Raw genomic sequence first — 19,581 nt, 5'->3', positions numbered from 1 at the left:
AACGGCTCGATCACCGCCCACGACTCATCGGTCAGCTCATGACGACGCACCACGCACAGACCAACGCGCCAACCACTTTGCGGACACGGCCTAGGCGATGCGGCCCGAGTCGTCCGCTGTCGCCGCCGGGAGGGCGGCGCGGGGGCGCTGCCAGCCGCGGGAGCCTCTGGCGCGGAGCCAGGCCGTGGTCTCCTCGGGGGGCATCGCGGCGGCGACCAGCCAGCCCTGGACGGCGTCGCAGCCGAGGTCGCGCAGGCGCTCCCAGGTCTCGTCGTCCTCGACGCCCTCGGCGACGACGAGCAGGCCCAGGGAGTGCGCGAGGTCGACCGTGCAGCGCACGATCTCCGCGTCCTCGTTGTCCACGGCGAGCCGGGCGACGAAGGAGCGGTCGATCTTCAGTTCGCTGACCGGGAGCTTGCGCAGGTGCACCAGCGACGAGTAGCCCGTGCCAAAGTCGTCCAGGGACATCTTCACGCCGTGCCCGGTCAGCCCGTTGAGGGTGTCGGCGGCGCGCTGCGGGTCCTCCAGGAGGACGTGTTCCGTGATCTCCAGTTGGAGCGCTCCCGCGGGAACGCCGTGCCGGGCCAGCCGCGCGGCGACCGAGCCGGCGAAGCCGGGGGTGTGCACGTCACGCGGGGAGACGTTGACCGCGACCGGGACGAACAGACCCTGGGCGCGCCACCGCGCGACCTGGCCGAGCGCGGTCTCCAGGACGTACTCGGTGAGGTGGGGCATCAGGCCCGAGGACTCGGCGATCGCTATGAACTCGTCCGGCGGCACCTTGCCCCGCTCGGGGTGCACCCAGCGGACCAGGGCCTCCAAGCCCGCGACCTGTCCGTCGAAGCGGACCTTGGGCTGGTAGTGCAGCTCGACCTCGTGGGCGTCCAGCGCCCTGCGGAGATCTCCCAGCAGACCGAGCCGGTCCGGGGTGTTCGAGTCGCGCTTGGACTCGTAGACCTCCACACCCGTCCGGTCCCGCTTCGCCTGGTACATCGCCACGTCCGCCCGCCGCAGCAGCCCCTCGGCGTCCAGGGCGTGGTCGGGGAAGACGGCGACCCCGGCGCTGGCCTCCAGGACGAGGGTGAGGCCGTCGAGGTCGAGCGGGGAGCTGAGCGCGGCGACCAGGTTGCGGGCGACCCGGGTCGCGGACGTCGTGGAGTCGGCGACCGGCAGTAAGACGGCGAACTCGTCCCCGCCGAGCCGCGCGGCCTCCGCCCCGCGCGGCAGCGCCGCCCGCAGCCGGTCGGCGATCTGGAGGAGCAGCCGGTCACCGGCCAGATGACCGAGCGTGTCGTTGACGGACCGGAAACGGTCGAGGTCGATCAGCATCAGGGCGGCGCGCGCGTCGATCCGCTCGGCGTCGTCGAGTGCGGTCCAGATGCGCTCCAGCAGCCACTGGCGGTTGGGCAGCCCGGTCAGCGGGTCGCGCAGCTGCTCCTCGGCCCGGGCCCGGGCTATCCAGAGCGTGGAGTCCAGGGCGATGAGGGGGATGGAGAACAGCGGCAGCAGGATCGGCTTGGCCATGGCCACCACGCAGACCAGCGGCGCGATGCCCAGTAGCGCCACCGCGACGAGGCCCTGTCTGACCAGGGCGGTGCGGGCGACGGTGGGCAGGCCGGGGCGCGGTGCGTGCAGGTACCACAGCAGGACGCGGGTGACCGCCAGGTAGGCGACGGCCACCAGGACCACCTCGGGTGCGGTGTAGAGCGTCCAGCTGTCCGGATCCGAGGGGGACTCGACGGACGGTACGGATCCGAAGACGCCCAGCACCAGGGCGCCGGCGCCGATGCCGAGGAGGTCGACCGCCCCGTGCAGGATGCCCTGGCGCCAGCGGTTGCGGCGGGCTATGCCGACCAGCACGACGACCGTGAGGCTGACCATGCCGGCCGGCAGCCAGCCGTACAGCAGCAGCACGGCCAGCGTGAGGGCGGCGCCCGAGCCGGTGCCGCCCCACCAGCGGGAGCGGCCCAGCATGACGAGGTGGCCGACGATGATGCCGGTCAGCACGGCCAGCGCCCAGCCGGCCGTGCCGGACGGGAAGAGCGCGTGGCCGCCGGTGAAGGCGCGGTAGAAGCCTGCGCCCAGGACGAACCCGGCCGCCGCGACGACCGCCGCGGGCAGCGCGGGCCAGGACAGGTGCCGTTCGGAGTCCGCGTCCGCGCCGGTCAGGCCGGATGTGTGCTCGGTGCCCTGCTGTGCGGCGCCACGGCCGTCCGCCGCGGCGCGCCCCCCGGACGTGCGCCCGTCCGGGGTGTACTGTCCGACGGCGCGCACTTCCGTGCCCGGACGCCCCGCCGGCCGGCCCGTCCCACGGACTGCACGCCATACGACCGCCATGCGGCGCAGGCGCAGCCGTGAGCCCGGCACGGCGCTCTCGGTCGGTTCCATTCCCGTCCCTCTCACAGCCGGCGGTGCCCACGCCCCGCGGCCCGGTGCCCGACAACCCTTGGGCGGCCCGCGTTGGAAAACCCTTCCCCGTGCTCCGCGAACACGAAGATGCCCCGACCGCAGCTGGGCACGGCAGGCGCACATCTCAACAGTAGGCCGCAGAAGGCTTCCACGGGCAGCGGTCGCCGACGGTTGCCCGAATGCGCCCCGGCCACCCGTATGCATCTGGTATGCGCCGAACGGGTGGCCTTCAACCGCTACTCCTCGGCCGAAAGAGCGACTTCGGCCGCCGCGTCCGGTCCTTGGTCCAGCAGAACCTGGAAACCGTCCTCGTTCAGGACGGGGACCTTCAGCTGCATCGCCTTGTCGTATTTCGATCCCGGGCTGTCACCCACAACGACGAATGACGTCTTCTTCGAAACCGAGCCGGTCACCTTCGCTCCGCGGCTCTGCAGCGCCTCCTTGGCGCCGTCCCGTGTGAACCGTTCGAGCGTGCCCGTGACGACGACCGTGAGCCCTTCGAGCGGGCGCGGCCCTTCGTCCTCGCCGGTGCTCTCCTCCTCCATGCGGACGCCGGCGGCCTTCCACTTTCGGATGATCTCGCGGTGCCAGTCCTCGGCGAACCACTCCTTGACGGCGGCGGCGACGATCGGGCCGACCCCGTCGGTGTTCTTCAGTTCCTCTTCCGTGGCCTGGTCGATGCGCTCGATCGAGCGGAACTCGCGGGCCAGCGCCTCGGCCGCGACCGGCCCGACATGACGGATCGACAGACCGGTGAGGATGCGGGCGAGAGGACGCTGCTTGGCCGCAGCGATGTTCTCCAGCATGGCGAGCGCGTTCTTGCGGGGCTGGCCCTCCTGGTTGGCGAAGATCGTGGCGACCTTCTCCTCGCCGGTCTTCGGGTCGCGCTTGGGCAGGCCGCTGTCCGGGTCGAGGACGTACGCCTTGATGGGCAGCAGCTGGTCGACGGTGAGGTCGAACAGGTCGCCCTCGTCCGCCAGCGGCGGGTCCTCGGGCTCCAGCGGCTTGGTGAGCGCGGCGGCGGCGACGTAGCCGAAGTGCTCGATGTCCAGCGCCTTGCGGCCCGCGAGGTAGAACAGGCGCTCGCGCAACTGGGCCGGGCAGGTGCGGGCGTTCGGGCAGCGCAGGTCGACGTCGCCCTCCTTCATCGGCCGCAGGGCCGTACCGCATTCGGGGCACTCGGCCGGCATCACGAACTCTCGCTCGCTGCCGTCACGCAGGTCGGCTACGGGGCCGAGGATCTCCGGGATGACGTCACCGGCCTTGCGCAGCACCACCGTGTCCCCGATGAGGACGCCCTTGGCCTTGACCACGTCCTGGTTGTGCAGCGTGGCGAACTCGACCTCGGAGCCCGCCACCGTGACCGGCTCGACCTGGGCGTAGGGCGTGACCCGGCCCGTGCGGCCCACTCCCACGCGGATGTTGAGGAGCTTGGTGTTGACCTCCTCCGGCGCGTACTTGTAGGCGATCGCCCAGCGCGGGGCGCGCGAGGTGGAGCCGAGGCGGCCCTGGAGGGGGATCTCGTCGAGCTTGACGACCACGCCGTCGATCTCGTGCTCCACGGAGTGGCGGTTCTCGCCGAAGTACGCGATGAACTCCCGTACGCCGTCGAGGCCGTCGACCACCTTGTTGTGCCGGGAGGTGGGCAGGCCCCAGGTCTTGAGCAGGTCGTAGGCCTGGGAGAGGCGGGTCAGGCCGGTGAAGCCCTCCAGGGCGCCGATGCCGTGGACCACCATGTGCAGCGGGCGGGTGGCCGTGACGCGCGGGTCCTTCTGGCGCAGGGAACCGGCCGCCGCGTTGCGCGGGTTGGCGAAGGGCTTGTCACCGGCCTCGACCAGACGGGCGTTGAGCTCCTGGAACTTCTCCATCGGGAAGTAGACCTCGCCGCGGATCTCCACGAGGTCGGGCACGGAGTCGCCCTTGAGGCGCTCCGGGATCTCCGCGATCGTCCGGACGTTCGGCGTGATGTCCTCGCCGGTGCGGCCGTCGCCGCGGGTCGCCGCGCGGGTGAGACGGCCGTGCTCGTAGGTGAGGTTCACGGCCAGGCCGTCGACCTTCAGCTCGCACAGGAAGTGGTAGTCCTGCTCGCCCAGTTCCCGGGCGATGCGCTCCGACCAGGCGGCCATCTCCTCGTCGTTGAAGGTGTTGTCGAGGGAGAGCATGCGCTGGCGGTGCTCGACCGCCGTGAACTCCGTCTCGTAGGAACCGGCGACCTTCTGGGTCGGCGAGTCCGGGGTGCGCAGCTCGGGGAACTCCTCCTCCAGCGCCTCCAGGGAACGCAGCAGCTGGTCGAACTCCGCGTCGCTGACGACGGGAGCGTCCTTCACGTAGTAGCGGAAGCGGTGCTCTTCGATCTGCTCCGCGAGGCGCGCGTGCTTCTCCCGTGCCTCGGCGGGCACCGTCGTCGTCTCCGCTTGCTTGTCGCCGGCCACCGTGTCGTCCTCCCGTTACTCTGGGTTGTCCGCGAGGGATCTCGCCGCCCGGGCGCAGTGGGCGAGGGCCGTGCGCGCGTACCCCGGGGAGACCCCCGCGAGTCCGCACGCCGGCGTGAGCGTGACCGCCTCCGCGAGAAGCCCCGGTGACAGCCCCAGCCTGCGCCACAGCGTCCTGACACCCATGACGCTACCGGCAGGGTCTGACAATGGGCCCTCCGCGGACGGGACGACACCGGCGAAGAGCCGGGTACCGCCCTCCACCGCCTCCCCGATCACGTCGTCGTCACGCTCGGTGAGCAGGGAGAAGTCGAAGGAGACGGCCGCCGCGCCCGCCCGGCGCAGCAGCGCGAACGGGACGTCGGGGGCGCAGGAGTGGACGACGACCGGCCCGTCGGTGTGCACCCCGACGAGGTCGCGCAGCGTCTGCTCGACGACCTGCCGGTCGGCGGCCCGGTGGGTGCGGTAACCGCTGGCCGTCTTCACCTGGCCGCGCAGGACGGCGGTGAGGGACGGCTCGTCGAGCTGGAGCACGAGCTGTGCGCCGGGGACCCGGCGCCGCACCTCGGCGAGGTGCTGACGGAGTCCCTCGGCGAGGGAGGCGGCGAGGTCGCGGCAGGCGCCGGGGTCGGAGAGGGCGGCCTCGCCGTTGCGCATCTCCAGGTGGGCGGCGAGGGTCCAGGGGCCCACGGCCTGCACCTTCAGCGGCCCCGCGTACCCCTGCGTGAATTCCTCCAGCGCGTCGAGGTCCTCGCCGAGCCAGGAACGGGCCCGCTTGGTGTCCCGCCCCGGGCGGTCGCCGAGCCGCCAGCCGCTGGGCTCCACGCGCGCGTACAGCTCGACGAGCAGGCCGGCGGTCCGCCCGATCATGTCGGCGCCGGGTCCGCGGGCGGGCAGTTCGGGCAGGAAGGGGAAGTCCTCGAAGGTTCCGGTGGCCGTTTTGACGGCCTCCCGGGCGTCGCCCCCGGGCAGGGAGCCGACACCCGTGGCGCCACCGAACCTGAACTGGCTGTTTTCGCTCACCGCAGCAGCCTACGCAGCGGCCCGGCCGGTCAGTTCCCCGGTCGGACTGTCAGGTCGTTGACCTCGGCGTCCCTCGGCAGGTCCAGGGCCATCAGGATCGTCGTCGCGACCGACTCGGGGTCGATCCACTTCGACGCGTCGTACTCCTTGCCCTCCTGCTGGTGCACCTTGGCCTGCATGGGGCCGGCCGTGCGGCCGGGGTAGACCGAGGTGACGCGGACGCCGCCCGCGTGCTCCTCGTGGCGGAGGGAGTCGGCGAGGGCCTTCAGGCCGTGCTTGGAGGCGGCGTACGCGGACCAGCCGGCGTGGGCGTTCAGGCCGGCGCCGGAGTTCACGAAGACCACGTGGCCCCGGGCCGCCCGCAGCTGGGGCAGGAAGTGGCGGGTCAGCTCGGCCGGGGCGACCAGGTTGACGTTGAGCTGGTGGCGCCAGGTCTTCGGGGTGAGCTCCCCGACGGGGCCGAGGTCGACGACCCCGGCGATGTGCAGCAGCGAGTCCACGCGGTCCGGCAGCGACTGGTGCGAGAAGGCCCAGGAGAGCCTGTCGGGGTCGGCGAGGTCGCCGACCAGGGTCCTCGCCCCGGGGAACTCGGCCGCCAGCTCCTTCGCGCGGCCCGCGTCGCGCGCGTGCAGCACGAGGTCGTCCCCGCGCGCGTGCAGGCGGCGGGCCACGGCCGCGCCGATGCCGGAACCGGCTCCGGTGATCACATGAGTAGCCATGCCCGCCATGCTCGCATCAGACGGGGGTCACACAGGGCGCGGGCCCGGGATCACGCCACGCCACGGCTCTCCTCCAGGTACGCCAGCGCGCCCACCGGCTCCTCCGCGAAGAACACCAGGTCGGTGAGCGGGCGGGGCAGGAAGCCCTCGTCCTCCATGCGGCGGAACTGCTCCTTCAGGCCGTCGTAGAAGCCCGCGGTGTTGAGCAGGACCACGGGCTTGTCCGTGTGGCCGTGCTTCTTCAGTTCCAGGATCTCCGTCGCCTCGTCCAGCGTGCCGGTGCCGCCGACCATGATCACCACGGCGTCGGCCTTCTCCAGGAGCAGCTTCTTGCGCTCGGCGAGGTCACGGGCGACGACCATCTCGTCGACGCCGGGGCGGGCCTTGGCGGAGAGGAACTGCACGGAGACGCCGACGAGCCGGCCGCCCGCCTCCTGCACCCCGTCGGCGACCACCTTCATCAGGCCGACGTCGGAACCGCCCCACACGAGGGTGTGGCCGCCCTTGGCCAGCAGTCTGGCGAACTCCCGCGCGGGAGTGGTGTAGCGCTCGTCGAGGTCGGCGGCGGAGAGGAAGACACAGATGTTCATGAGCCCACCGTACGGGCCCGGTCCGCCGTCGCGGTGATCCGCATTTTGGACTGCCGGTGCGGGAGTTGTTCCCAGTCGTCCATGAACCGGGCGTCCAGGCCGTGCTTGGCGGCGAGTGCGGTCAGCGTCGCCGTCCGGTAGTAGAAGTCCTCGTGCAGTACCTGGTGCTCCTCGCCCTCGGTGCGGTCGAACGTGAAGTCGAAGAACCCGCCGGGCGCGAGGATCCGGCCGACGTGGGCGAAGCACTCCTCGATGACGTGCAGCGGCGAGTGCGAGAAGACGCTGTGTGCGTGCACGACGTCGAAGTGCGCGTCGGGCAGGAAGGCGAAGGTGAGGTCGTCGGCGAGCGTGAGGTAGGGCAGTTTGGACTGGAGACCCTCGGCCACGAGGGTGTCCTGGGCGGCGAGCAGGATGTGCGGCGAGATGTCGATGCCGTAGTAGTGCCCGGCGTCGAGGTGGTCGATGAACAGGCGCCCGGCGCGCAGGTTGCCGCAGCCGATCTCCAGCATGCGGTGGTGCGGCTGAAGGCCGTGTCCCACGAGGTAGTCGAACTGCATGCGCCCGATCCGCGTCCACGCCTCGCGCGAGGGGTTGTGCCCCACCGCCGCCTCCGCACTGCGCGCCGCGTCGGAGGCCATCACGGCGCGGTAGTACGCGATGTGGTCGCGGTAGCGCAGCCGCAGCCAGGCGTCCCGCACCGCGCGCCGGGCGTGCGCGGGCACGCGCTCCGGGTGGCGCAGGGCGTACCGGATCTGGTGGACCAGGGCGCTGCGGTTCCGGGCCCGTTCCGTGGCTCGCATGGGTGGCCTCCTGCGGCGAGGGAAGAACTCCGCTACAGCGTGCGCTGTATCCGGGGAGTCGGCTACCCAAGGAGGGCGATCGTGACCACCGGGCATCGCATCACCGTCGAGCGGAGCGACCGGCCCGTGCGCGTGACGCGCGCCGGCCGGGTCCTGGCCGAGAGCGACCGGCCGCTGCTCCTGCGCGAGACGGGCTGTCCCGACCGCTACTACATCCCGGCCGAGGACGTCCGCCTCGACCTGCTGACGCCGTCCGGCACGCGCACGTACTGCCCGTTCAAGGGCACCGCTTCCTACTGGTCGCTGCCGGACGCCGCGGACCTCGTCTGGGCGTATCAGGATCCGAAGCCGGACGTCGCGGAGATCAAGGACCACCTGTGCTTCTACGAAGTCGAAGTGTTGTGATCGGCTGACGCACGGCCCGCCTCACCCATGAACACCGTGCCGTGCGGCAGTCTGCACTGACATGGACAAGAGGATCCTTTCGCGTGACGGCACCCGCATCGCGTACGAGAGCACCGGCCGGGGCCCCTCGGTCGTCCTGGTGAGCGGTGCGATGTCGACGGGCGGCACCCTGGCGCCGCTCGCAGTGTCGCTGTCCGAGCGTTTCCAGGCCGTCGTCTACGACCGCCGGGGCCGCGGTGCCAGCGGGGACACGGCGCCGTACGCCGTGGAGCGCGAGGTCGAGGACCTGGCGGCGGTGATCGAGGCGGTGGGCGGCGAGGCGTTCCTGTACGGCATCTCGTCGGGCGGCGCGCTGGCCCTCGAGGCGACGGCGAGCGGTCTGCCGGTGCGGCGGGTCGCGGTGTACGAGACGCCGTTCGCGATGACGGAGGAGGGGGCCGAGGAGCGCGCGGAGTACACCCGGCGGCTGACGGAAGCACTCGGTGAGGGGCGGCGCGGGGACGCGGTGGAGCTGTTCCTGCGGCTGACCGGCCTCGGCGAGGCCGTGATCCAGGGCGCCCGACAGTCCCCCATGTGGGCCGCCATGGAGTCGATCGCCCCGAGCCTCGCCTACGACGACGCCGTCATGCGCGACGGGCGGGTCCCCCGGGACCGGCTGGCCTCGATCGGCGTCCCCGTCCTGGCGGTGGCGGGCGACGCGAGCCCCGGCTGGCTGCGCGAGGCGGCCCGGGCGATCGCGGACTGCGTCCCCGACGGGTCGTACCGGACGCTCCAGGGCCAGACGCACATGGTGGAGCCGAATGTGATGGCGCCGGTGCTGGTGGAGTTCTTCTCGCGGGGCTGAGCACGCGGGGATGCGAGGCACGGGGGCACGCGCGCGTGGAGCCGGCCTGCCCCCGGCGCTCGCAGGGTCAGGCCACGCCCGCCTTCGCCCGCAGGGTCAGGCCACGCCCGCCTTCGCACGCCTGGTCGACGCGATCGTCGCCGAGCCCACCACGCGCGTGCCGTCGTACAGGACGATCGCCTGGCCGGGGGCCACGCCGCGGACCGGCTCCGCGAAGGACACCTCCAGCCGGCCGTCGACCAGCTCGGCGGTGACCTCCGTCTCGCCGCCGTGGGCGCGCAGCTGGGCCGTGTAGGTGCCCGGGCCGGTGGGGGCGACGCCGCACCAGCGCGGCTTGATCGCGGTCAGGGCGCTGACGTCGAGCGCGTCGGCCGGGCCGACCGTCACCGTGTTGGTGACCGGGGAGATGTCGAGGACGTAGCGCGGCTTGCCGTCGGGCGCCGGGGTGCCGATGCGCAGGCCCTTGCGCTGGCCGATGGTGAAGCCGTACGCGCCCTCGTGCGTGCCGAGCCGGTTGCCGGACTCGTCGACGATGTCGCCCTCGGAACGGCCGAGCCGGTTCGCGAGGAAGCCCTGGGTGTCGCCGTCGGCGATGAAGCAGATGTCGTGCGAGTCGGGCTTCTTGGCCACCGCCAGGCCCCTGCGCTCGGCCTCCGCGCGGATCTCGTCCTTGGTGGTGACCGTGTCGCCGAGCGGAAACATCGCGTGGGCGAGCTGCTTGTCGTCCAGGACGCCGAGCACGTACGACTGGTCCTTGGCCATGTCGGAGGCGCGGTGCAGCTCGCGGGTGCCGTCCTCGTGCTCGATCACCTTGGCGTAGTGGCCCGTGCAGACCGCGTCGAAGCCCAGCGCCAGCGCCTTGTCCAGCAGCGCCGCGAACTTGATCTTCTCGTTGCAGCGCAGGCAGGGGTTGGGGGTGCGGCCGGCCTCGTACTCGGCGACGAAGTCCTCGACGACGTCCTCGCGGAAGCGGTCGGCGAGGTCCCACACGTAGAAGGGGATGCCGATGACGTCCGCGGCGCGGCGGGCGTCGCGCGAGTCCTCGATGGTGCAGCAGCCCCGCGCGCCCGTCCGGAAGGATTGGGGGTTGGCGGAGAGCGCGAGGTGGACGCCGGTCACGTCGTGGCCCGCCTCGGCCGCGCGGGCGGCGGCGACGGCGGAGTCGACTCCGCCGGACATGGCGGCCAGGACGCGGAGGGGACGGGAGCGCTGCGGGGTGTCAGTCATAACCCTTCCAGGGTACGGGGGCGCGGGAACCAAGGCCGCCGGGTATCCGTTGGCGATCACATGGGGGCGAGAAGAGCATCCGAGGACACGGACCGGCGCATCGGGCGGCGGGCCCTGATCATCGGCGGGGCGGCGGCCGCCGTGGGGTCCGCGGTGCTGGCCCGTGACGAATTGGGCCGGCTGTGGTGGCGCGTGCCCGGCGTCGAGAAGCCGCGCAAGGCGGGCGAGGTCGACTACGCGGGCGCGCGCTGGGTGGCCGCGTCGGACGCGAACTGGCGCCGCGCGGACCGGCCGGACGACTACGGCATAGACATGGTGGTCGTGCATGTCACCCAGGGCAGCTTCGACAGCGCGGTGAAGGCCTTCCAGGACCCGGCGCACAAGGCGGCCTCGCACTACATCGTCCGCAAGGACGGGCACATCGCCCAGATGATCCGCGAGCTGGACGTGGCGTACCACGCGGGCAACCGCTCCTACAACGAGCGCAGTGTCGGCATCGAGCACGCGGGTTTCGTGGACCGCCCGCAGGACTTCACGGACGAGATGTACGAGGCCTCGGCCCGGCTCACGGCCCGGATCTGCGCGCGGTACGACATACCCGTCGACCGCGAGCACATCATCGGCCACGTGGAGGTCCCGGGCACGGACCACACGGACCCGGGCCCGCACTGGGACTGGGACAGGTACATGCGGCTGGTGCGCGAGGCGCGTACGGCGCGGGCGTGAGCGAGCAGTGGTCACGGGCGTGAGCCGGCGATGATCAGCGCCGGTGCATCCGCCCGATCCGTTCCGTCGCGGCGACGACGGCGGCCTGGAGCTCCCGCGCGACGGTGCCCTGCCTGCGCGAGCGCTCGTACAGGGCACTGGCGCTCAGACCGGCCGGGAGGCGATGGCCGACCTCCGGTAACTCGATGGCCCGGTACGCACCGGCGAGGCGGACGACCTCGTCGAGGATCTTGCCGAGCCTCTTCCGCCTGAGTACCGCGCCCTCGAGGACGTCGACGTGGTCCTGGATGAGTTCCAGGTCCTTGGCGGTCGTGGGCCTGGTGTCCAGGACTTTGAGCAGTGTGAACAGGGCGGTCAGCGCCTGCAGCGGACCGGCGAGGTCCTGGCGGCGCTGCTTGAGCTTGCGCAGGACGAGCTTGACCGCCAGAGCGAGGAGCCCGAGGCATGCCGTGACAGCGGCCGTGAGATACACGGGCGCGGCAGCGGCAGCGGCTTCGGTCAGCGCGTGCGAAGGCATGGCATGTTCCGTTCCGAAGGGCAGGCGATTCCCGCAGACGGGGAGCGTGCGCGACCCGTGAGGAACGTGCGCGCAACGCTCACGTTAACGTTGAGCACGATGAGAGCTCTTCTGCGGAAGACGACAATCTGCGGCCCGGAAAACTATCCCTGTCTGACAGAACCATCCGACAGCAGTTCCGGGGCCGGGACGGTGGCGATCACCGAATCCGACCGACAGAGCCCCAGGTCAGCGGCGCCCACGCGGTTTCACCACCGACTGCCTCCCGTAAAAGCGGTGGCGGGCGTTCCGCGTGCGGATGATGTGCGTTTCAAATGGGAGATTCTCTGTGCGTTTCAGTGAGCGTTTCAGCGTTCGGTCCGGTACTCTCCCAGGAATGAAAACGGGAGGTGAACCAGCGTGTCCGAGGATCAGGGGAAAGCATTGCTCGCCGCTGTCGACGCCCTGCTGAAAGAGGCTTCGCCGGCGGACGGGCTGCCCGAGCCCGCCGAGCGCAAACGGCTGCGTGAGGCCGGCAGTCTCAGCCAGGAGCGTGTGGCCCAGGCACTGGGGGTCCGCAGGGAGACCGTGAGTGCGTGGGAAGCGGGCCGTTCGGAGCCCCGTGCGCCCCAACGAGCCGCTTACATCCGGCTGCTGAACGGCCTGGCGGACAAGTTCCCGCCGACGCCGAGCGTCGACCCCAAGAAGTCCGTGCTCCGCGCCATCACGGCTGCGGCCGCCACCGCGCCGTCACGGGCCGGAGGCGGACAGAAGCCGTCGCGGCCGGTGTCCGACTGACCTGCCCTCAGGTCAGCCCCGCCGCCCGCGCCCGTTCCACCGCCGGGCCGATGGCCTTCGCCAGGGCCTCGATGTCGGCCTCCGTGGAGGTGTGGCCGAGGGAGAAGCGGAGGGTGCCGCGGGCCAGGTCCGGGTCGGTGCCGGTGGCGAGGAGGACGTGGCTGGGCTGGGCGACGCCGGCGGTGCAGGCGGAGCCGGTGGAGCACTCGATGCCCTGGGCGTCGAGCAGGAGCAGCAGGGAGTCGCCCTCGCAGCCGGGGAACGTGAAGTGCGCGTTGGCCGGCAGGCGTCCCTCCGGGTCGGGGTCACCGCCGAGGATCGCGTCCGGCACGGCCTCGCGGACGGCGGCGACGAGGGCGTCGCGCAGGGCGCCGATCTCATGGGCGAACCACTCGCGCTGCTCGGCGGCCAGCCTCCCGGCGACCGCGAAGGAGGCGATGGCGGGCACGTCGAGGGTGCCGGAGCGGACGTGGCGTTCCTGGCCGCCGCCGTGCAGGACGGGCACGGGGGTGTGCTCGCGGCCGAGGATGAGCGCGCCGATGCCGTACGGGCCGCCGATCTTGTGGCCGGACACCGTCATCGCGGCGAGGCCGGAGGCGGCGAAGTCGACGGGGATCTGGCCGAAGGCCTGGACGGCGTCCGAGTGCAGGGGGACGCCGAACTCGGCTGCCACGTCGGCGAGTTCGCGGATCGGCAGGATCGTCCCGATCTCGTTGTTCGCCCACATGACGGTGGCGAGGGCCACGTCGCCGGGGTTGCGGGCGATCGCCTCGCGCAGGGCGTCCGGGTGGACGCGGCCGTGGGTGTCGACCGGCAGGTACTCGACGGTGGCGCCCTCGTGTTCGCCGAGCCAGTGCACGGCGTCGAGGACCGCGTGGTGCTCGACGGGGCTGGCGAGGACGCGGGTGCGGGCCGGGTCGGCGTCTCGGCGTGACCAGTAAAGGCCCTTGACGGCGAGGTTGTCGGCCTCCGTGCCGCCCGAGGTGAAGACGACCTCGCTGGGGCGGGCGCCGAGGGCTTCGGCGAGGGTCTCGCGGGCCTCCTCGACGGTGCGGCGGGCCTGCCGGCCGGATGCGTGGAGGGAGGACGCGTTGCCGGTGGCACCCAGGTGGGCGGTGAGCGCCTCTGCCGCCTCCGGGAGCATCGGGGTGGTCGCGGCGTGGTCGAGGTAAGCCATGGTGAGCCCGATTCTACGGCTCCCCTGCGGCGGTCCTCAGATCAAGGTTGGCCGAACCCGAAGGCCGGCCTGAAGGGAAGTGAACCGCTTTCCCGCGCGGCTGCGGCCCGTCGTCCCCGGGCCGGCCGCCGCTCGTCGGCGCAGGACTGTCCGACGGCGGCTCAGAAGCTCCACGAGATCGTGCTGTCGGCCTGCACGAACGCGGCCAGGACCAGCAGGTCGGCGACGCCGAGGCCCAGACCCAGCAACGCGCGGCCACGGCGCTGGGTGCCGCGCCACAGGGCGACGCTCGCCAGCACGATGGCGATCGGGCCGAGGAAGACGTTCAGGACGAGGAGGCCGAGCAGGCCCAGGATGAAGGACGCGACGGCCATGCCGTCGGTGTCGCGGATACCGGTGCGGCGCGTGGCCGGAGCGGTGAGCTGCATGGTGATCGACTCCCGGTGTCGGGTCGGTGGTGGGCGGTCGGTGAGCGTGTACGGCGTCAGTGGGCCTGGGTGTGGTGCCGGCGGCCGTGGCGCTCGCGGAGCGCGAAGATGCCGAGCCAGACGGCGATGACGACACCCGTGACCACGGAGAAGGTGAGCGGCGCGTGGGCCACGGTGCCCAGGACGAAGCCCAGCAGCAGGAGTGCGGCGACGATGAACAACACGGGAAACAACCCCCAGAGATTCGGTGAACGGTTGTGGTTACAGTTGTTCACTGACTTCCCAGTCTAGCCTGTCCCATGACTTTCCAATTACAGAGAACAGTTGTTAACTGCATGGTATGAGTCACACCCTCGGCATCCGGCAGGCCCAGAAGCAGAAGACCCGGCAGGCGCTCCTGGACGCGGCCCTCGGGCTGCTGGAGGAGCAGAGTCTGAGCAGCCTGGGGCTGCGCGAGGTCACCCGCGCCGTCGGTGTCGCCCCGACCGCCTTCTACCGCCACTTCCGCTCCACGGCGGATCTGGGCGTGGCCCTGGTCGAGGAGGCGCTGGGCAGCCTGCACCCGATGATCCGGACGACGGTGTCCACGACGGGCGACAGTGAGGAACGCATCGCGCGCACCATCGAGCTGATCGCCCGTCACGTCGACGGGTACCCCGCACATGTCCGGTTCATCGCCCGTGAACGACATGGCGGAGTCCAGCCGGTCCGGGCTGCGATAAGGGACCAACTGGCCCGGTTCGCCCAGGAGGTCAAGGACGAGCTGGCCAAGGACCCGGTGTCCGCGGGCTGGACCGAGGACGACCTGCTGATGCTCGCGCACCTCTACGTCGACCAGATGCTGATCACCGCGTCGCTCTTCCTGGAGGCACTGGAGGGCCCGGAGCAGGAACGCGAGGAGCGGACCCGGCACGTCACGCAGGTGGCGACGCGGCAGATGCGGCTCATCGGCCTGGGCCGCCACCACTGGCTGGACTGACCGCGCCTCGAAGCACCCCGCCGACCGGGCGTCTCACCCCGGAGCCTCGCCCGAGCGCCGGTACAGCTCCGTGACGGAGGCGGCCGCCCGGGCCAGTTCCTCACGCACCTGAGGGGGTGAGAGGACTTCCACCTGGTCGGCGAAGACGAGCAGGTGGCGGGTCTCGGGGAGGATCGCGTACGTCTGCCGCACGGTCACCCACTCGCTCCCGCCGTCGTCGTCGAGGATGTTCGACGGGAGGAAGGCCGTCAGCCGCAGGAACAGGTCGAGCCGGTCGCGCCGCACCCGGAGGGTGACGTCCAGTCCGCCGGGCCGCTCCTCGACCTGGCGGCGCAGGCCCTCCCAGGCATCGGCGAGTTCGACGCCCGGACGCCGCCGTACGGGCTCGTCGAGGAGCCGCGCGGAGCGCACCCGGTCGGCCCGGAAGAGCCGGGGTTCACCCCGCCGGTCGGCGACCAGGTACCAGACGCCGGCCTTGGCGACGAGGCCGTACGGGTCGACGGTGTACGTCCGCGCCTGGCGCTCTGCGCTGTGCCGGTAGCGCAGCCGCAGCCTGCTGTCGGCGAAGACCGCGTCGCGCAGCACCTCCAGGTCGACGGCCCGCTGCGGCCCGCCGCGCCAGCGGGTGGCGTCGACGAGGATGCGGCGGGACGCCGTCTCGGCGGCCGGGCGGTGCGGAGCCGGCAGTGCGGCCATCACCTTGCGCAGGGCCGAGCCGAACGCCGCGTCCAGGCCGAGCGCGGCGTGCGCGCCCTGCGCGGCCAGGACGAACAGCGCGCGGGACTCGTCGGCGGTCAGACCCGTGACGTCCGTACGGAACCCGGCTAGCAGTTCGATGCCGCCGTGCCGGCCGCGTTCGGCGTAGACCGGGACGCCGGCGGCCGACAGGGACTCGACGTCGCGGTAGACGGTGCGGACCGACACCTCCAGCCGCTCGGCGAGTTCGCGTGCGGGGACCCGGCCGCGGGTCTGGAGGAGCAGCAGGATCGACAGCAGGCGGTCGGACTTCACGGCATCAGCATCGTGGCGGGCGAGGGCCCGGGCAAATGCTGACGGCGGCTGTCAGGTTTTCCGGCCATGCTCCTCCTGTCCACCACGCACTCAGGAGGAGTTTCATGACCAACGATCCCCGCCCGCTGTTCGGCCGCGCCACGGAGCAGGCCGCCGAACTCGTCGCGTCCGTCCGCGCGGAGCAGCTGGACGGCCCCACGCCGTGCACCGAGTTCGACGTGCGCACCCTGCTGAGCCATCTCACCGGCGGGGCCCACCGGGTGGCCGTCGTGGCCGAGGGCGGTGACGCGGCCGCGGTACGGGCGTTCGCCGAGGGCGTGCCGGACGACGGCTGGACGGCCGCGTACGACGAGGCCAGGACCCGGGCCGTGAAGGCCTGGGCGGGTGACGACGACCGGCTGGACGCGGTGGTGCGCCTGCCGTTCGGCGAGATGCCCGGCCGGGCGGCCCTGTCGGCCTACGCCCTGGAGACGGTGACCCACACCTGGGACCTGTCCGAGGCCCTGGGGCATCCACGCGAACTCGACCCGGAACTCGCCGAGTTCGCGCTGACGGTCGCCCGGCGCATGCTGCCGGACGAACAGCGCGACGACAACACGCCGTTCGCCACGGCCCGGCCGGCCCCCGAGGGCGCCGACGCCTACGGCAGGCTGGCGGCCTGGCTGGGACGCGAGCCGCTCAGCCGAGCCTGACCCGCGCGAGCTGACGGGACTGCGCCACCAGCCGGTCGGCGCTGTCCCACACCTCGGCGTCCTCCTCCAGGAAGCCGCCGGCGAGGTTGCGCGTGGTGATCGACACGCGCAGCGGGCCAGGCGCCGGGCGGCAGCGGACGTGCACGGTCAGCTCGACGGTGGGCACCCAGCCCTTCAGCCCGAGCTCGAAGGCGGTGGGCGGCAGGGCGTCCACCGCCAGCAGCAGGGAGAGCGGGTCGTGGTCCCGGCCGTCCGCGAGCCCGAACCAGGCCCGCATCTCGCCCTTGCCGGAGGGCTTGCCGAGGGCCCAGCCCAGGGTCGACGGGTCCAGCTTGAGCATCAGACGGTCGGTGATCGCCGAGCTGCCGTCGACGGGGGCGGGGCCGTCCTCGGGGCCGAAGCAGTGCTCCAGCGGCGGGATCGCGGGCGGCCTGGCCGTCGTGCGGACGTCGTCGGGCAGGGCGTCCAGGTCGCCGTAGGAGGCGAGGACGCGGATGCGTTCCACCTCGCGGCCCGCGTCGTCGTACTGGAAGAGGGAGGCCTGGCCGGTCGACAGGGTCCGGCCGGTGCGGACGACGTCCGTGCGGACGACCGCCGGGCCGGGCTGGGACGCGGTCAGGTAGTGCGCCGAGACGGTGAAGGGGTCGGCGTGCGGCAGGGTGTCCGCGAGCGCGCGGCCGAGGACGGCCAGCAGGTAGCCGCCGTTGACGGCGCTGATGATCGTCCAGCCGGCGGAGAGGTCGATGTCGTAGACGCCGGGCGCGCGGCGGGTGAGCGCGGTGTCGCGGTCGAACTCGCTGTCGCCGATCGTGGCCCGGACGGCCTGGGCGGAGGCTGACTCTGGCATGGCTGAACAGTACAAGAACTAACTACTAAGCGGTAGCTTTGGTTGGTTCGGACCCAGGCGAGGACTCAGGTGAGGACCGGGCAATTTCTCGGTAAGTGTCCGCACTCGTCCGTAAACCCGGAAGGCCGCCCGTCCCTCTGAAGAGACATGAGCCTCACCGGGACTCCGTTCCTCTACACGCTGATCGCGCTGTCGGTCGTCGCGCTCGTGCTGCCGCTGGTCCTGTGGTCGCGCGTCCGCGGCCCCCGCGCCCTGCGCACCGCGACGCGCGCGCTGATGCTGCTGTTCGCCCAGGGAACCGCCGTGGCGCTGGTCTTCACACTGGTCAACAACGCCAACAGCCTGTACGACAACTGGGCCGACCTGCTCGGCACCGGCGACCACGTGCAGCAGGCGGCCGACCTCGGCGCCGACGGCACCGGAGGCATCGCGCTGAAGCGGCTGCCCAAGCTGCGCCAGACCTTCCGGCCGGCCACCGGGCCCGGCATGGGCGCGGCCGGCGGGGTACGGGTCACCCAGCTCAAGGGCCGGGTGTCGGGGGTGAACGCCGAGGTCTACGTCTGGCTCCCGCCGCAGTACGACGAACCGGCCTACCGGCACCACAGGTTCCCGGTCGTGGAGCTGCTGCCCGGCTACCCCGGCTCGGCGAAGGCCTGGTTCGGCTCGCTGCACGCGCACGAGCAGCTGGAGCCGCTGATGCGGGACGGGCAGGTCGCCCCGTTCATCCTGGTCGCGCCGCGCACCAATCTGCTGGCCGGGGTGGACACGGGCTGCGCCAACATCCCGGGCACGGTCAACGCCGACACCTGGCTGAGCGTCGACGTGCCGATGATGGTCATGGACAACTTCCGCGCCGAGTCAGCGCCGCGGGGCTGGGCCGTGGCCGGCTACTCGGCCGGGGCGCACTGCGCGGCCAAGCTCGCCGTCGCCCACCCCGACCGCTACGGGGCCGCCGTCAGCCTGTCCGGCTACAACGACCCGATCGGCGAACGCGATTCGCTCGCCGCGCAGACCCCCGCCCTGCGGGCCGGGAACAACCCCTACCTGCTGCTGCGCAGGGCGCCCGTCCCGCCGCGCGTCTCGCTCTACCTCTCCGGCCAGCCGCACGACGGCTACGAGGCGGCCGTCGCCCTGGAGCAGGCCGCCAAGGCGCCGACGACCGTGCACGTGGTGTACATCCCGCGGAGCGCGGGCGGTCACACCATGGCGCTGTGGCGGCCGCAGGTGGTCCCGGCGTTCCGCTGGCTGACGGAGGTGACGGGCCTCGGCCACGTCACGGCAGGACGGGCTGCTCCTCCTCGCTCACCGTCGACCGCCGGTGCCAGGCCCGCGGAGCTCGCCAGTGGAACCGCATCGCGAGCAGGCGCAGTACGAAGGCGGTGATCACCGCGAGGCCGCTGGTGAGCGGGTTCAGGGCGTCGTAACGGATGCACAGCGCGACCAGGGCGGCGCCGACGATCGCCGGGACCGCGTACAGGTCGCGGTCCCAGCGCAGCAGCGAGGGCACCTCGTTGGCGAGGACGTCCCGCAGCACACCGCCGCCCACCGCGGTGGTCAGACCCAGGCCGGCGGAGGCGGTCAGGCCGAGCCCGTACTCGTACGCCTTGATCGTGCCGGCGACGCAGAACAGCCCGAGGCCGGCCGCGTCGAAGACGTTCACGGCGACCTGGATGCGCTCCACCTGCGGGTGCAGGAAGAAGACGAGGAGGGTGGCGAGCAGCGGGGTCAGGAAGTACCCCAGGTCCGTGAAGGCGGCGGGCGGTACGGCCCCGATGACCAGGTCACGGAAGAGCCCGCCGCCCAGCGCGGTGACCTCGGCGAGCACGGCGATGCCGAACACGTCGAAGTTCTTGCGCACGGCCAGCAGGGCGCCGGAGATCGCGAAGACGAAGATGCCGATGAGGTCGAGCGTGTGCTGGACGGACGGGCTGAAGAGTTGCTGGAGCACCCGAACATTTTTACCCACGGCCGAGCCCCC

Annotated in this window: 21 protein-coding genes; 7 read left to right on the top strand and 14 right to left on the bottom strand. The window is 72.1% G+C overall.

What is annotated here, in order from left to right:
- Window positions 1-90: 90 nt before the first annotated feature.
- The 6 genes from ABZ192_RS38290 to ABZ192_RS38265 form a co-directional block, all read right to left on the bottom strand.
- Entirely contained in the window at window positions 91-2,388 is a 2,298-nt protein-coding gene (locus tag ABZ192_RS38290) for a bifunctional diguanylate cyclase/phosphodiesterase (protein WP_356929075.1), read from the bottom strand.
- Between the two features lie 257 nt (window positions 2,389-2,645).
- Window positions 2,646-4,841: an NAD-dependent DNA ligase LigA gene (ligA, locus tag ABZ192_RS38285; RefSeq protein ID WP_356929074.1), complete on the bottom strand. Its 2,196-nt coding sequence runs from the start codon at window positions 4,839-4,841 to the stop codon at window positions 2,646-2,648.
- 15 nt (window positions 4,842-4,856) lie between these two features.
- Entirely contained in the window at window positions 4,857-5,864 is a 1,008-nt protein-coding gene (locus ABZ192_RS38280; protein ID WP_356929073.1) for a methionine synthase, read from the bottom strand.
- Between the two features lie 29 nt (window positions 5,865-5,893).
- Complete coding sequence (locus ABZ192_RS38275) at window positions 5,894-6,592, bottom strand: SDR family oxidoreductase (protein WP_356929072.1); 699 nt, start codon at window positions 6,590-6,592, stop codon at window positions 5,894-5,896.
- A gap of 41 nt (window positions 6,593-6,633) precedes the next feature.
- On the bottom strand, window positions 6,634-7,173 hold the full coding sequence (locus tag ABZ192_RS38270; protein ID WP_356929071.1) for a TIGR00730 family Rossman fold protein: 540 nt from the start codon (window positions 7,171-7,173) through the stop codon (window positions 6,634-6,636).
- Entirely contained in the window at window positions 7,170-7,973 is an 804-nt protein-coding gene (locus ABZ192_RS38265; RefSeq protein ID WP_356929070.1) for a class I SAM-dependent methyltransferase, read from the bottom strand. Before ABZ192_RS38265 ends, ABZ192_RS38270 begins: the two co-directional genes overlap by 4 nt.
- A gap of 81 nt (window positions 7,974-8,054) precedes the next feature.
- Here ABZ192_RS38265 and ABZ192_RS38260 point away from each other — a divergent pair, with 81 nt between their 5' ends.
- A complete protein-coding gene (locus ABZ192_RS38260) occupies window positions 8,055-8,378 on the top strand; it encodes a DUF427 domain-containing protein (protein ID WP_356929069.1) in 324 nt (107 codons plus the stop codon).
- A 61-nt stretch (window positions 8,379-8,439) separates the two neighbouring features.
- Window positions 8,440-9,222: an alpha/beta hydrolase gene (locus tag ABZ192_RS38255; RefSeq protein WP_356929068.1), complete on the top strand. Its 783-nt coding sequence runs from the start codon at window positions 8,440-8,442 to the stop codon at window positions 9,220-9,222.
- A 96-nt stretch (window positions 9,223-9,318) separates the two neighbouring features.
- Here the strand turns inward: ABZ192_RS38255 and mnmA are convergent, their stop codons facing one another.
- Window positions 9,319-10,449 (bottom strand): tRNA 2-thiouridine(34) synthase MnmA, encoded by a 1,131-nt coding sequence (gene mnmA / locus ABZ192_RS38250; RefSeq protein WP_356929067.1) that lies wholly within the window; start codon window positions 10,447-10,449, stop codon window positions 9,319-9,321.
- A 60-nt stretch (window positions 10,450-10,509) separates the two neighbouring features.
- Between mnmA and ABZ192_RS38245 the strand changes: the two genes are divergently transcribed.
- Window positions 10,510-11,175, top strand: coding sequence for a peptidoglycan recognition family protein (locus tag ABZ192_RS38245; RefSeq protein ID WP_356929066.1), 666 nt, complete (start codon window positions 10,510-10,512; stop codon window positions 11,173-11,175).
- 34 nt (window positions 11,176-11,209) lie between these two features.
- On the opposite strand, the gene ABZ192_RS38240 is transcribed toward ABZ192_RS38245, so the two are convergent.
- The gene (locus ABZ192_RS38240) at window positions 11,210-11,692 is read right to left on the bottom strand and encodes a hypothetical protein (protein WP_356929065.1); all 483 of its coding nucleotides are present in this window, start codon (window positions 11,690-11,692) and stop codon (window positions 11,210-11,212) included.
- A gap of 399 nt (window positions 11,693-12,091) precedes the next feature.
- On the opposite strand from ABZ192_RS38240, the gene ABZ192_RS38235 reads away from it, so the two are divergent.
- Window positions 12,092-12,469, top strand: coding sequence for a helix-turn-helix domain-containing protein (locus ABZ192_RS38235; protein WP_356929064.1), 378 nt, complete (start codon window positions 12,092-12,094; stop codon window positions 12,467-12,469).
- A 7-nt stretch (window positions 12,470-12,476) separates the two neighbouring features.
- Here the strand turns inward: ABZ192_RS38235 and ABZ192_RS38230 are convergent, their stop codons facing one another.
- The 3 genes from ABZ192_RS38230 to ABZ192_RS38220 all read right to left on the bottom strand — a co-directional run bounded on the left by ABZ192_RS38230 (window position 12,477) and on the right by ABZ192_RS38220 (window position 14,298).
- Window positions 12,477-13,646 (bottom strand): cysteine desulfurase family protein, encoded by a 1,170-nt coding sequence (locus ABZ192_RS38230; protein ID WP_356929063.1) that lies wholly within the window; start codon window positions 13,644-13,646, stop codon window positions 12,477-12,479.
- A gap of 161 nt (window positions 13,647-13,807) precedes the next feature.
- Window positions 13,808-14,074, bottom strand: coding sequence for a hypothetical protein (locus ABZ192_RS38225; protein ID WP_020276693.1), 267 nt, complete (start codon window positions 14,072-14,074; stop codon window positions 13,808-13,810).
- 56 nt (window positions 14,075-14,130) lie between these two features.
- The gene (locus ABZ192_RS38220) at window positions 14,131-14,298 is read right to left on the bottom strand and encodes a hypothetical protein (RefSeq protein ID WP_356929062.1); all 168 of its coding nucleotides are present in this window, start codon (window positions 14,296-14,298) and stop codon (window positions 14,131-14,133) included.
- A gap of 116 nt (window positions 14,299-14,414) precedes the next feature.
- Between ABZ192_RS38220 and ABZ192_RS38215 the strand changes: the two genes are divergently transcribed.
- The gene (locus tag ABZ192_RS38215; protein WP_356929061.1) at window positions 14,415-15,053 is read left to right on the top strand and encodes a TetR family transcriptional regulator; all 639 of its coding nucleotides are present in this window, start codon (window positions 14,415-14,417) and stop codon (window positions 15,051-15,053) included.
- Between the two features lie 33 nt (window positions 15,054-15,086).
- On the opposite strand, the gene ABZ192_RS38210 is transcribed toward ABZ192_RS38215, so the two are convergent.
- Entirely contained in the window at window positions 15,087-16,064 is a 978-nt protein-coding gene (locus ABZ192_RS38210) for a YafY family protein (protein WP_356929060.1), read from the bottom strand.
- A 104-nt stretch (window positions 16,065-16,168) separates the two neighbouring features.
- On the opposite strand from ABZ192_RS38210, the gene ABZ192_RS38205 reads away from it, so the two are divergent.
- The gene (locus ABZ192_RS38205; protein ID WP_356929059.1) at window positions 16,169-16,756 is read left to right on the top strand and encodes a TIGR03086 family metal-binding protein; all 588 of its coding nucleotides are present in this window, start codon (window positions 16,169-16,171) and stop codon (window positions 16,754-16,756) included.
- Here the strand turns inward: ABZ192_RS38205 and ABZ192_RS38200 are convergent.
- Entirely contained in the window at window positions 16,743-17,603 is an 861-nt protein-coding gene (locus tag ABZ192_RS38200) for a thioesterase family protein (protein WP_356929058.1), read from the bottom strand. The genes ABZ192_RS38205 and ABZ192_RS38200 overlap by 14 nt on opposite strands.
- 147 nt (window positions 17,604-17,750) lie before the next feature.
- Here ABZ192_RS38200 and ABZ192_RS38195 point away from each other — a divergent pair, with 147 nt between their 5' ends.
- Window positions 17,751-18,986 (top strand): alpha/beta hydrolase-fold protein, encoded by a 1,236-nt coding sequence (locus ABZ192_RS38195; protein ID WP_356929057.1) that lies wholly within the window; start codon window positions 17,751-17,753, stop codon window positions 18,984-18,986.
- On the opposite strand, the gene ABZ192_RS38190 is transcribed toward ABZ192_RS38195, so the two are convergent.
- A complete protein-coding gene (locus ABZ192_RS38190; protein WP_307177611.1) occupies window positions 18,877-19,551 on the bottom strand; it encodes a trimeric intracellular cation channel family protein in 675 nt (224 codons plus the stop codon). The two genes, ABZ192_RS38195 and ABZ192_RS38190, sit on opposite strands and share 110 nt — an antisense overlap.
- Between the last annotated feature and the right edge of the window lie 30 nt (window positions 19,552-19,581).

The organism is Streptomyces sp. NPDC006235 (assembly GCF_040613735.1).
Lineage (GTDB): Bacteria > Actinomycetota > Actinomycetes > Streptomycetales > Streptomycetaceae > Streptomyces.
Note: the sequence above shows the minus strand (reverse complement) of the source record. Positions and strands in the feature narration are given on the sequence as shown.